General features: G+C 58.1%; 14 protein-coding genes. 9 read left to right on the top strand and 5 right to left on the bottom strand.

What is annotated here, in order from left to right; translation table 11 throughout:
- The 3 genes from VL003_RS00405 to VL003_RS00395 all read right to left on the bottom strand — a co-directional run.
- Positions 1 to 680, bottom strand: a 680-nt coding sequence (locus tag VL003_RS00405) for a YihY/virulence factor BrkB family protein (protein WP_325438454.1), incomplete at its 3' end; no start/stop codon positions are given.
- 20 nt (positions 681 to 700) lie between these two features.
- Positions 701 to 955 (bottom strand): hypothetical protein, encoded by a 255-nt coding sequence (locus tag VL003_RS00400; protein ID WP_325438452.1) that lies wholly within the window; start codon positions 953 to 955, stop codon positions 701 to 703.
- Positions 956 to 1,068: 113 nt separating this feature from the next.
- Positions 1,069 to 1,359, bottom strand: coding sequence for a hypothetical protein (locus VL003_RS00395; RefSeq protein WP_325438450.1), 291 nt, complete (start codon positions 1,357 to 1,359; stop codon positions 1,069 to 1,071).
- Between the two features lie 206 nt (positions 1,360 to 1,565).
- On the opposite strand from VL003_RS00395, the gene VL003_RS00390 reads away from it, so the two are divergent.
- From VL003_RS00390 to VL003_RS00350, 9 genes are all read left to right on the top strand, one after another.
- Positions 1,566 to 2,297 (top strand): nitroreductase, encoded by a 732-nt coding sequence (locus tag VL003_RS00390; protein WP_325438448.1) that lies wholly within the window; start codon positions 1,566 to 1,568, stop codon positions 2,295 to 2,297.
- A 7-nt stretch (positions 2,298 to 2,304) separates the two neighbouring features.
- Positions 2,305 to 3,477 (top strand): MlaE family ABC transporter permease, encoded by a 1,173-nt coding sequence (locus VL003_RS00385; RefSeq protein WP_325438446.1) that lies wholly within the window; start codon positions 2,305 to 2,307, stop codon positions 3,475 to 3,477.
- On the top strand, positions 3,471 to 4,271 hold the full coding sequence (locus VL003_RS00380) for an ABC transporter ATP-binding protein (RefSeq protein WP_325438444.1): 801 nt from the start codon (positions 3,471 to 3,473) through the stop codon (positions 4,269 to 4,271). The genes VL003_RS00385 and VL003_RS00380 overlap by 7 nt, the downstream gene beginning before the upstream one ends.
- Before the next feature lie 47 nt (positions 4,272 to 4,318).
- On the top strand, positions 4,319 to 5,209 hold the full coding sequence (locus tag VL003_RS00375; RefSeq protein WP_325438442.1) for an MlaD family protein: 891 nt from the start codon (positions 4,319 to 4,321) through the stop codon (positions 5,207 to 5,209).
- Positions 5,206 to 5,868 carry an ABC-type transport auxiliary lipoprotein family protein gene (locus tag VL003_RS00370; protein ID WP_325438441.1) on the top strand — a complete coding sequence of 221 codons (663 nt, stop codon included), beginning with the start codon at positions 5,206 to 5,208 and terminating at the stop codon, positions 5,866 to 5,868. Before VL003_RS00375 ends, VL003_RS00370 begins: the two co-directional genes overlap by 4 nt.
- Positions 5,869 to 5,885: 17 nt before the next feature.
- A complete protein-coding gene (locus tag VL003_RS00365) occupies positions 5,886 to 6,629 on the top strand; it encodes a uracil-DNA glycosylase (RefSeq protein WP_325438440.1) in 744 nt (247 codons plus the stop codon).
- Between the two features lie 91 nt (positions 6,630 to 6,720).
- Positions 6,721 to 7,140, top strand: a complete 420-nt coding sequence (locus VL003_RS00360; protein ID WP_325438439.1) for an HIT family protein — start codon at positions 6,721 to 6,723, stop codon at positions 7,138 to 7,140.
- 94 nt (positions 7,141 to 7,234) lie between these two features.
- Positions 7,235 to 7,816 carry an HdeD family acid-resistance protein gene (locus VL003_RS00355; RefSeq protein WP_325438438.1) on the top strand — a complete coding sequence of 194 codons (582 nt, stop codon included), beginning with the start codon at positions 7,235 to 7,237 and terminating at the stop codon, positions 7,814 to 7,816.
- 122 nt (positions 7,817 to 7,938) lie between these two features.
- On the top strand, positions 7,939 to 8,148 hold the full coding sequence (locus tag VL003_RS00350) for a cold-shock protein (RefSeq protein ID WP_325438437.1): 210 nt from the start codon (positions 7,939 to 7,941) through the stop codon (positions 8,146 to 8,148).
- A gap of 1,006 nt (positions 8,149 to 9,154) precedes the next feature.
- Here VL003_RS00350 and VL003_RS00345 read toward each other — a convergent pair.
- Together VL003_RS00345 and VL003_RS00340 are read right to left on the bottom strand one after the other, a co-directional pair.
- Complete coding sequence (locus tag VL003_RS00345) at positions 9,155 to 10,414, bottom strand: DUF1173 family protein (protein WP_325438436.1); 1,260 nt, start codon at positions 10,412 to 10,414, stop codon at positions 9,155 to 9,157.
- A gap of 360 nt (positions 10,415 to 10,774) precedes the next feature.
- On the bottom strand, positions 10,775 to 11,002 hold the full coding sequence (locus VL003_RS00340) for a hypothetical protein (protein ID WP_325438434.1): 228 nt from the start codon (positions 11,000 to 11,002) through the stop codon (positions 10,775 to 10,777).
- Positions 11,003 to 11,149 lie beyond the last annotated feature (147 nt).

Genomic DNA, 11,149 nt, shown 5'->3' with positions numbered 1-11,149 from the left:
CCGATCTCGAACAACATCGCAGTAACCAACGCACCCGTCCACACGTCCCTCCAGGCAATGGCCGCTTGCGGCATGAACTTGAAGATCATGGCGAATAATACGGTTGTCACGCCAAAGGTAATGACGGCGTTCAGCAGTTGCAGCACTGCCTCCATGCCCGGAAAATAACCGCCTGCCCATTGCCCAAGCGCGGCCAGGCCGGTACTTATGACCAGCGAAACCAACAGCAGAAAGGCCAGGCCAAGCACCAGCCCGAACGATAGCAGCCGGGTGCGTAGGGTTCGCCATATACCCTGCATGCGTGCTGCCTTGGGCACCTCCCATATGCGATCCAGCGCGCTCTGAAGTTCGGCAAATACGCGGGTCGAGCTCCAGATCAGCACTGCTGCGCTGACCAAGGTTGCGGTCAGGCCCTGGTTAGGGCGGTCGGCATCGCGGATCAGGGCCTGGATGCCGGCGGCTGCATCGCTACCGATAAGACCGCCCAGTTGTTGCATAAGCTCGCCCCGCACGGCGTCTTCTCCCCACACTGCGCCCGCCACCGCAATCAAAATGATCATGAGCGGGGCAATCGAGAAAGCGGTGTAGAAGGCGATGGCCGCACCCAGGCTGCTGGCGTAGTCGCTTTGCCAGGCAATGACCGAGTTGCGTATAAGCCGGTAATAGTCTTTGGGGCTCATGCCTTACTCCGGCGAGCGCTCTACACATGTTCCGGTGGGTTTTGTGGCGGCGTCTGGGGCGGCTCGCCCACGCCGGGTGGCGCTTCGCGAGGCGGCAGGTCGATATTCGGATCCGGTTCTGTCGGTGGCGGAATGTCGTCGGGGGTACCCGGGGGTACCTCGTCGGGGCCGGGGGGGGTGGTTTCAGGCGGCCGTTGCGGCGGGGTTTGCGGAGGCTGTACGGGCGGAACCTCTGGAACGTGGGCCAAGCTCGTCTGAAATACGTGATCAACCATGGCGATTCTCCTGTGTGCGGCGACAAACGGGCCGCGCAGAATGAATCCCGGGCAAATCGCATGCCTGGACTGAGTAATATATGGTTTGCCCCGCCGGCAGCGGGTTTCGAGGGTTAGTCGCGGCGGTTTTTTTGAGCGCGCAGCGCCGCAATGGTTTCGGCCTGAGCCCCGATGATGAACTCGAGGCTGGAAATTTCAGCACGCATTTCGTCGGCTTCGTCGCGCAAACTGGCGATTAATCGCAAATAACGAGCCAGCTGCAGCCGCCGTCTGCGCAGAGCCGAGAAACGAGGAGCGCTTTTGCTACGGGCGCGGCCGGCCTTTGCGGCAGCCGGCGTGGCTAGAGCGCCCTGCTGATGCCGGGCGGTCTCGGGGGAAGGAGAAGGGATATCCGACACATTCATGGTGTTGAGCTTGCCTAGGCGCGCAAAATAGTTTGTCGCTTACATCATATGGACATCTGTGTAGATTTGCAACCACATGAAACGCGGGGCAGTGATGCGACCGCGTCAGCCTTTATCCGTTGCAGCCGGGGGCAAAGACTGGTCGTTTTGCCGGCTGACCAGTAAACTGGCAGGTGTTTCATCTGTTTTCAGGAGTCTTGCCGCGCATGTCGTCGTCTGTTTTGGTTTCTTCGCTTTCCCCTGAAAGCATCGAGCATGTCGATGCCGCCATCGGTTCACGTCAGTCCATTCGGGCTTTTACACGTCAGCCGGTGCACCGCGAAGTCATTCGCGACATTCTGGCCGTGGCAAGTCGTGCCCCTTCAGGTGCCAATGCCCAGCCCTGGAAGACCTATGTATTAACGGGCAATACCCGCGACACGTTGGTTGACAAAGTGTGCGCCGCCCACGACCAGGTCTATGCCGACCCTTCGCAGGCGCTGCGCTATCAAGAGGCCTACCCGTATTACCCCGAGAAATGGATCGACCCCTACCTAGAGCGTCGCCGCGAAAACGGCTGGGGGCTGTACGGCTTGCTGGGAATTGCCAAGGGCGAGAAAGACCGCATGCATGCTCAGCATCAGCGCAACTTCCGGTTCTTTGATGCGCCCGTTGGGCTGTTCTTTACCGTGCACACCATTATGGGCCAGGGAGCCCTTCTTGACTGCGGCGCCTTCATGCAAAACATCATGGTGGCCGCGCGCGCCCGGGGCCTTGATACCTGCCCTCAGGCGGCGTGGAATTCGTTTGCGGGCATTATCTTGCCCCACATCGGCGCAGACGATAACGAAATGCTCGTTTGCGGCATGGCGTTGGGGTATGCCGACCCCGACGCCCTGGTCAATACCTTCCGAACCCCTCGGGTGGCGCCCGAAGCCTTTACGGTGTGGCGAGACTAGGCGATCCATGCGGGGCGAGCAACGGTTCCTGAGTCTGGACACCCGCGATGGCGCGGCGCGGCTGGTCGTTCGCGGCGATTGGGTCCTGCTCAATTACCAGGCGCTCGAACGCGAAATCTCAGCCTTGCGAGCCCAGGCAGGCTCACCTTTGGATGTTCCTACGTACAGCCCGGTTTCGTTGCCCATTATGGGCGTAGATTTTTCCGGTCTGTCGGCCATGGACACGGCCGGGGCGGCCCAATTGGCGCGGTTGGTCGGCCCCGCCCGCCTGCGCGAAGTGCTTGATCGGCAAACGGCCCTGCCGGCCGAGCGTCTGGCCTTGTTGGCCGCTGTGGCTGATGCGCAGCCGCAAGAAGAGCCTGCTTCACCCCGTGTTTCCCGACTGCGCGAAGCGCTGGGCGGCCTGGGTGCGGCCATGGAGCAAGTCTGGCGCCTGGTTGTCGCGTTAGTCGGTTTTCTGGGGCTGACACTTGAGGCCTTGGTTCGCAACTTGTTCCGGCCGCGCCAGTGGCGCATTACTGCGGTGGTGGCCCAGATTGAACAATCGGGTCTTAACGCAGTGCCCATTGTGGCCTTGCTCAATTTTATGGTGGGTGCAGTAGTGGCCTTTCTGGGCGCTACCGTGCTGGCTGATTTCGGCGCCACCATTTATACCGTAATGCTGGTGGGATTTTCGTTCTTGCGCGAGTTTGCCGTGCTGCTTACCGCCATACTGATTGCGGGCCGAACGGCCAGCGCTTATACGGCACAGTTGGGATCCATGAAGGCCAACCAGGAAATCGACGCCATTCGCATGATGGGGCTGAGCCCGATTGATCTGCTGGTGTTGCCGCGCATCATGGCCTTGCTGGTTGCCTTGCCGGCGCTGACCTTTGTCGGCATGGTGTCGGGCATAGCGGGCGGCATGCTGGTGTGCGCCCTGGCACTCGACATTTCGCCCAGTATGTTCTTGTCGATTTTTCAGCGCGACATTCCCTTGCGGCATTTTGTCCTGGGCATGGTCAAGGCGCCGATATTTGCCTACCTTATCGCCATTATTGGCTGTCTCGAGGGCTTCAAGGTGCGTGGCAGTGCTCAGTCAGTGGGTGAACACACCACTTCGGCGGTTGTGCAGTCCATTTTTGTCGTCATACTTATCGACGCCCTGGCCGCACTGTTCTATATGGAGATGGGATGGTAGAGCCTGCGAATCACGCTCCCATTGTGCAGGTACGCGGCCTGGTAAACCGCTTTGGCAGCCACGTGGTACACGAGGGCCTAGACCTGGATATTCACAAGGGTGAAATTTTGGGTGTGGTGGGCGGTTCTGGTACCGGCAAGTCAGTGTTGCTGCGTTCCATCGTGGGCTTGCAGCCGCCGGCCGCCGGCAGTATCCAGATACTGGGCCAAGACCTTCTGGCATTGCCGTCCGACAAGCGAGCGCATATTGAGCGTCGGTTCGGCGTTATGTTTCAGAGCGGCGCCTTGTTTACTTCACTGACGGTCATCGAAAACGTGGCCGTGCCGTTAATGGAGCAAGCCGGGTTGGGCCGGGCACAAGCAGAGCAACTGGCTCGAAGCAAAATTGGTTTGGCCGGGCTGCCTTCCGACGCCGGCCATTTGTATCCCAGCTCGCTTTCAGGCGGAATGGTCAAGCGCGCAGCGCTGGCCAGGGCGCTGGCTCTGGATCCGGATATCTTGTTTCTGGACGAGCCCACGGCCGGTCTTGATCCCATTGGGGCAGGAGCGTTTGACAACCTGATCATGACCTTGCGCGATGCGTTGGGCCTGACGGTATTTTTGGTTACGCACGACCTTGATACCTTGTATGCCAGTTGCGACCGCGTGGCGGTGCTTTCACGCAAGAAGGTGTTGGCGGCCGACACGCTGGATCGTGTCGAGGCCATAGACGACCCCTGGATACACGAGTATTTTCATGGACCCAGAGGCCGTGCGGCGAATCGCGCGGCGCAACAATCGCGGAGCGCGAAATAATGGAACCCAGGGCGCATCACGTACTGATAGGAGCCTTCACAATCCTTGTGGCGGTCTTGGCCGTTGCGTTCTCGCTTTGGCTCAGCAAAGTCGGCCAAAGCTCTGGCGAACGCTACTACATGGTCGTTTTCAACGAAGCGGTTCGCGGCCTTAATGTTGGCAGTGCGGTGCAGTACAACGGCATCAAGGTGGGCGAGGTACTGGATCTTTCGCTCGACCCGGATCACCCCACTGTGGTCAAGGCACGCATCAAGGTCGAAGAAGAGATAAAAATCAAGCAAGACACCCAAGCCCGGCTGGTTCTGACAGGCATCACCGGGGCCTCGGTAATCGGCTTAAGCGGCGGCTCGCCAGACAGCCCCGAACTGCCGGAGCCTGAAACGGGCGACCCGATCATTATCGCCACTCCGTCACCCATTTCACAATTGCTGGCCAACAGCGACAACCTCATGACCAACCTTACCTCGTTGGTCATGAGTGCCCAGCAGATACTGTCGCCGCAAAATTCAGAACATATCAGCCGCTCGCTTCAGAACCTCGAGCGGCTGACCGAATCGATGGCAGGGCAGAGCGAGAACCTCGTCGATGTAGTCGAAGTGGTTACCCAGGCAGGGCGACAGGCCAATACGGCGCTGGTCAAGGCCAGTGAGCTTATGGACGGCGCCAACAACCTGCTCGATAAACAAGGTGCCGCCACCATGCAAAGCGTGCAGCAGGCCATGGCTGCGCTTGAGGCAACCGGCAATAGTCTGAACCAGCTCGTCGACGAGAACCGCGCGGGGGTGTATTCGGGCGTTGACGGCTTACGGCAGTTGGGTCCGGCACTGCACGAATTACGCGCAACCCTTACGGGACTGCAGGAAGTCATACGCAAGTTGGGCGATAGTCCCACCAATTTCCTACTCGGACGCACCAAGGTCGAGGAGTTCGAACCATGATCCATCTTATTTCGCTCAAGCGTTTCCCGGCATGGCGGCGTGTTTTCTCTGTTTTGGCAACCGCGCTGGCCTTGAGCGGCTGTTCGGTGTTGCCGGAGTCAGAAACGCTGTCGTTCTACCGGTTATCGTCGCCGGACGCCACCGAGTCGTCGGCTTCGCCCGCGGCATCCGCGCTTCCGGTGGTGCTTCGTGTGGCCACACCCTATGCCAACCGGGCGGTCGACAGCACGCGAATATTGGTCGTGCCCGAAACCGATCGCATCAGCGCTTATAAAGGTGCCCGCTGGAGCGATGCCGCGCCGGTTCTGGTTCGTAACCGCTTGGTTGAGGCCTTTCGGGCGTCCAGCGCGTTTCGTTCCGTGGTCACCGATAGCGGCAACTTAAGTGCCGATCTCGAGCTTTCAAGCGAGCTGTTTCAATTCAACGTGGTGTATAGATCGGGTGCCCCCGTTGTGCGGGTGGTGGTTGACGCTACCCTGACCGATGCGGTTGCGTCCCGCATTCTGGCTTCCCGGCGTTTCGATATTGACCAGCCCGTAAACGGAAAAGAGGTGCCCGAGGTTGTGCAGGCCTTTGGTGTTGCCGTTGACGCACTGGCAGATCAACTTCTGGCCTGGAGCCGGGAGCAGGCCGTTCAGCATGGCAAACGCCGGCCATAGCCTGGCCAATAAACGCCGTGCCGAATAATCTATTCAAAGGTGGCTTGCTTGCCCATGTCGATGCACTTGATGCGTCGTGGCAAGCTGCATTCGACGCGGAGCCCGTGCGGCATACGCTAACCGGCATTGATCAGTTTTTGCAAGGCCGCATCGCTGCCGGCGCCCAGGTATTTCCAGCGTGTCCGTTTCGTGCTTTGCACGAGGTCAGCGCCAAAGAGGTCAAGGTGGTTTTGTTGGGCCAAGACCCTTACCACGGCCCGGGGCAAGCTCAGGGCCTGGCATTCTCGGTGCCCGACGATTGTCGTACCCCCCCCAGCCTGCGCAATATGTTCGCCGAGCTGGCCCGAGAATACCCCGAGCAGTATCGGCCGCAACGAAACAGTCTTGTGCGCTGGGCGCAACAGGGTGTGCTGTTGCTAAATACCGCCCTTACCGTCGAGGCGCATCAAGCCGGGTCGCATTCCCGTTGCGGATGGTCGTTCATTACCGATGCGATACTGGCGCGGGTCCTGCAAGAGCCTGAGCCCAAGGTGTTTATGCTGTGGGGCGCGCATGCACAGGCGCGCGAAGCCTTGCTTGACGCTCATACGCCGGCCGGGCCGGTTCATGTGCTCAAGGCCAACCATCCCTCGCCGCTGTCAGCGGCCAGGCCGCCCCGGCCCTTTCACGGTTGCGGGCATTTCGACATGGCTAATCAATGGCTGCAGGCTCAGGGTGTTTCGGGCATAGATTGGTTGCGCAACGACTCGCCCCTGAGATAGGCGCGCAGAAGGCTGGATGCATTATTATGGCTGGGGTCGGCGGGGGTATTTAGCTCGCCAAGCAATGTTCAGAATTCAGGGAGTTTCCACAATGGCCTATGACACCAACAATATTTTTGCCAAGATCTTGCGAGGCGAGGCACCTTGCATCAAGGTGTACGAAGACGATGAAACGCTGGCGTTCATGGACCTGATGCCGCAGGCAGACGGCCACGTGCTCATTGTCCCTAAAGAGTCCGCCGAAACCCTGCTCGAACTTTCCGAAGCGGGCGCCATGGCTGCCATACGCACGACTCGGCGCATTGCCATTGCGGTCAAGAAGGCGCTGGGGGTCGAGGGTTTGCATGTGGCTCAGCTGAACGGCCCGGCGGCCGGCCAAACCGTGCCGCACATTCATTTTCATGTCATTCCGCATGCGGCGGGAGCGGTGCTGCGCATGCATGCAGCTCAGCGCGCCGATGATTCAGACCTGAAGGCCATGGCCGAGCGCATCAAGGCCTGCCTGGCCTGATTTTCTGAAAGAAGCACTTGGCGTCACGCAGGGTACACGCAGTTTCTTCCAATTTTTTGCCCTGCGTTCTTTGGTGATTTTTTAAGGGCAAGTCATGTCGAATACTGAAAACGATTCCAAATTGGTGCCAGATCAACTCACCCGCCCCTTGCAAGACCTGGGTGCCGGCTGGGGTTGGTTTGTTGCATTGGGCATTGCCTTGCTTGTTCTGGGCGCCATCGGCTTTATTTATGTCTTTGCCGCCACACTGGCCAGCGTCATTTTCATAGGCGCGCTTATGCTTGCCGGGGGCATTGGCCAACTGATCCACGCATGGCGCGTCAGGAAGCTTGGCGGCTTTCTGTTCTGGACATTCAGTGGTCTGCTTTACGGATCGGCGGGGGTGCTGGCGTTGGTCAACCCCGTAGCAGGCGCTTCGATACTGACCTTGCTGCTGGGTGCCACATTAATTGCGGTCGGTGCACTGCGTCTGTGGATCTGGTTCAACAACCGGGGCCAAAAAGGCTGGCAATGGCTGGCGTTCTCGGGTGCCATCACATTGGTCACCGGTCTTCTGATTGCCGCCTTCTGGCCGGGCAACAGCATGTGGCTGCTGGGCCTTGTCCTGGCGATCGACCTGGTGTTTCAGGGCTGGTCTTCGTTGCTGCTTGGTTTGGCGCTAAAGAAGCAGCGGTGAATTTTTTGGCATGATGTTTGCTTGGCAACTTGTGTGGTTTTGTAACATCGCTGGTCTTATCGCCACTTAGCATCCATAGTGGTCATGGGGATATCTTTCCCTTCTACTATTTAGGATTTATATTGAAAACAGAAATTGGTATTGTGAAATGGTTCAACAACGACAAGGGTTTCGGGTTCATCATGCCCGAGGTCGGCGGCAAAGACCTTTTCGCACATTACAGCGACATTCAGGGCGGTGGTCATAAAAGCTTAGAAGAAAACCAACGCGTATCGTTTGTTGCGTCGCAAGGGCAAAAAGGCCCACAAGCAACCATGATCCAACCTCTCTAATTGCTTCGCTCACCAAAACGGTGAGCAGGCAGTCTGACCGAGTACTGGCCGAGCCTATATGCATTGGGTTCGGCTTTCTTATTTCGGGCTTTATGCCGGCCGAGGCTAATCGCACGACGGGCCTTTTCCAGGCAGTTGGCTTATGCTGTTAGATTGGCGATGGCAAGCCTGCCCGCGCCACAGTAACGTGAGAATTGATATGGACAAAAAAGACAAGAAACCCCAGGCGAAGCTGGGTGAAGCCGCGCCCGCTCTAAAGCAGGCGCGCTGGCCCGGCCAGGGAAATACCGGCGGAATCAAGAATGCAAAAGCGGGGCATGACCGAAAGACGGTCGGAAGAGGTGCTGCGCGCGGGCGCTGACGGATTGTGTCAGGCTATTAGCCATGTGACCGGTACAAACCGTAAACCATGTCTGCCGGTTGTTACAAAACTGCGGGTTGGGCCAAAATACTGTGGTGCCGATGAGAGGCACCCAATGCCGCATGGATATTGGGTTTGCGGCGTAATGGGGAAAGTTGGTGTTTCCCATACCAATTTAATCATCCGTGGGGTTTCGTGGCCTGCCGCCACGTTTTGATGCACCAGATGCATGGGCATCAATCCACTTCATGATATCGGATCTGCGCCAGCGAGGCGACCCCCGGCGCTCGTTCGGCCCGGTAAGGCGGATGGCCTTCGGGAACCCTGGCGCGCACGCATACTGCTCCCGAACGTATCGTGGACTGCATTTAAGCATTGCAGCGACATCTTCAGCGTCCAGCAGCGAGTCGGGGTCCAGCCGCGCAGCAATGTGCCGGGCCAGGTCGACGATTCCGTTGGCGTTAGCCAGTATTTCTGACATTGCGGTTTTTCCTCTGCATTATATCGGCCCATCGACCTGGTGCTACAGCACCCAGACGGTCTCGATGAAATCTTGGATGCGATTACGTATCGCTTGATCATTCGGCTTAAGGCTCGCTCCGGCCATACTCAGCAAGGTCACAGCTGGGCGCAATGCTTTCGCGCTTACGTACCGTGCGGAAACGTTGGCAGTTCGTCGCCGGCCGCACCATTCCAAGACCACCAGTTGCCAGGGCCGTAGGTGGTGTCGTAGTGAAGAGTTTTTTCTTGCTTGCGAGCCTGGTACTCGGGAGTCGCCATACCCCACACTTCCATTGGAACCGGCACGCCCCGGTCTTTTAGCCAGAAGTCGGGAAACACCGCATCTTGGCTATCAAAGCGCAGAGGTTTTTCAAATCGTCGATTTTCGGCCACGAGCTTGTCGGCAACAATGACCTCGAAGCCCGAATCGACCGGGATCCAATCTCGATTCATCCACATCAACGACAAATTGATCACCTCGGCCCCGATCGTGGCGGTGGCTTTAGGCGGATCAGTTTGGGCGATCATCATCACGGGATCCTTACCGATCCACGCGCCCAGTTCGCGGGCAAATCGCTTGTGTGTGACCGCCCACAACTCCTCGCTCATGGTCAGATAAGGTATTCCATGAAAACCCGAGATCGGCAACGCGGGCGCCGATTCGAGACCTTCTCGATAGCCTGCCAGCGGAGCCAGCACAATCAGACGGCGCCTTTCGTCGCATGCTGATAGGGACTTGGCATGATTAAGTTTGGCCTGTTGGCCCGAGTCCGTTGGTGTGCCAATCAGCAGATTCTGAGATAGGCGGATCCGGCCAGCGTACGTCTTGGCGGCAGCCTTGATCAAGTGGTAATGGACGACGCCCAGGTTGCGCTTGCCTTTCATCGCCGGGGTCCAGGTATTGAGCGCAGCTTCGGTCCACAGATAATGCAAGAGGCCCAATAGGCTCATGCTCGACTGGCTGGAGCCAGCCTTAGTGGACGTCGTAGAACTAGGACTTGATTGCGTATCTTCGGGCGCTTTGGTCATCCGTTGCTGAAGACCGACCTTGAGCTTGATTTTTACGTTGCCGTCGTCGAGCTCTTCGACCACACCGCGTTTATAGCTGCCCAGCCCGCTTTGATTCGCCGCAGCGCCGTAGAAGCGACAGTCCTCGCCATGCTCGGGCCCAGTATCTGGGAAGCGAGCCAGATGGAACTGATCGCTGCTTATTCGGCTATGGATCGATAAGCGACGCTCCCCGTTTCCATGACACAGACACCGCACGACAGCCCGTCCGTGTCCCATCGTAAGCACACGCTTCCAGGAGAATGCGTGCTCGGTGTCTAGTTGAAAGGCCGCACTGTACTGCTTGGTTTGATCACCGATCGTGACCTCGACGGGGTAAATTTTGTATTCTTTCATCCCTCAACCTTGCGACGGCTAATTGCATGATTAGGCCCCGGCTAGTCGTAGTTCACTTCCTCAATTCGTTGTAGCGCCGCCCGAATTCGGTAGAGATCTGCGTCTTTCTGGCCGTGCCGAGTGAGGTCTATCCAGAGCAGGTAGGTTCCATGGGCCCAGTTGATAGCCGCTGCACGTAATGGTCGCCAATCCTCAATCGATTGACTGCTGCGGCGCAACCAATCTAACTGGCGATCAGGCTGCTTTTCAGTAGTTTCCGTAATCTACGCACAGGACAGTTCTGTGTTGGATTTCATCGCGTCTCCGATGCCCCGGGGGAGCCAGGTATCGGTTGTCGCTGACCCGTTGCGTGTTTAGCAGCTAAACAGTTGTCGGCGGATTCGTATAACCCAGTTGTGAATCGGGCAGTGACGCCGAGTCGATATGGGAGGTAATTTCAGCGAGCAGCTCGTTCAACGAAGTGCTGCCCAGAATCAATCGGTTCAACCCGCAGTTCGGGCCGCAGGGAGAAAGGTCGTTCGGCAGCGGTTGTTCTGCAACTTCATCATAAAGATGGTCTTTTTGGTCGCCGGGGAAGGGACTTCGCACGAGTTAGCTCCTGAGCCTGCACTTTACGAACTACCACTGTTTGATTCCAAACCGGAAAGACCATACCACGATTGGGGTATTTCGGAACAAAAAAATTTAGTCGGCAAAGGAGTTTGGCGCTCGGCGCCACAGATCGGATCTGAAAGG

The organism is Pusillimonas sp., assembly GCF_035515275.1.
GTDB lineage: Bacteria > Pseudomonadota > Gammaproteobacteria > Burkholderiales > Burkholderiaceae_B > Pusillimonas.
Note: the sequence above shows the minus strand (reverse complement) of the source record. Positions and strands in the feature narration are given on the sequence as shown.

Coding starts and splice junctions, on each gene's coding strand:
- VL003_RS00400 (WP_325438452.1), bottom strand. CDS start 955: ATGGTTGATCACGTATTTCAGACGAGCTTGGCCCACGTTCCAGAGGTT.
- VL003_RS00355 (WP_325438438.1), top strand. CDS start 7,235: ATGTCGAATACTGAAAACGATTCCAAATTGGTGCCAGATCAACTCACC.
- VL003_RS00370 (WP_325438441.1), top strand. CDS start 5,206: ATGATCCATCTTATTTCGCTCAAGCGTTTCCCGGCATGGCGGCGTGTT.
- VL003_RS00380 (WP_325438444.1), top strand. CDS start 3,471: ATGGTAGAGCCTGCGAATCACGCTCCCATTGTGCAGGTACGCGGCCTG.
- VL003_RS00395 (WP_325438450.1), bottom strand. CDS start 1,359: ATGAATGTGTCGGATATCCCTTCTCCTTCCCCCGAGACCGCCCGGCAT.
- VL003_RS00360 (WP_325438439.1), top strand. CDS start 6,721: ATGGCCTATGACACCAACAATATTTTTGCCAAGATCTTGCGAGGCGAG.
- VL003_RS00385 (WP_325438446.1), top strand. CDS start 2,305: ATGCGGGGCGAGCAACGGTTCCTGAGTCTGGACACCCGCGATGGCGCG.
- VL003_RS00345 (WP_325438436.1), bottom strand. CDS start 10,414: ATGAAAGAATACAAAATTTACCCCGTCGAGGTCACGATCGGTGATCAA.
- VL003_RS00390 (WP_325438448.1), top strand. CDS start 1,566: ATGTCGTCGTCTGTTTTGGTTTCTTCGCTTTCCCCTGAAAGCATCGAG.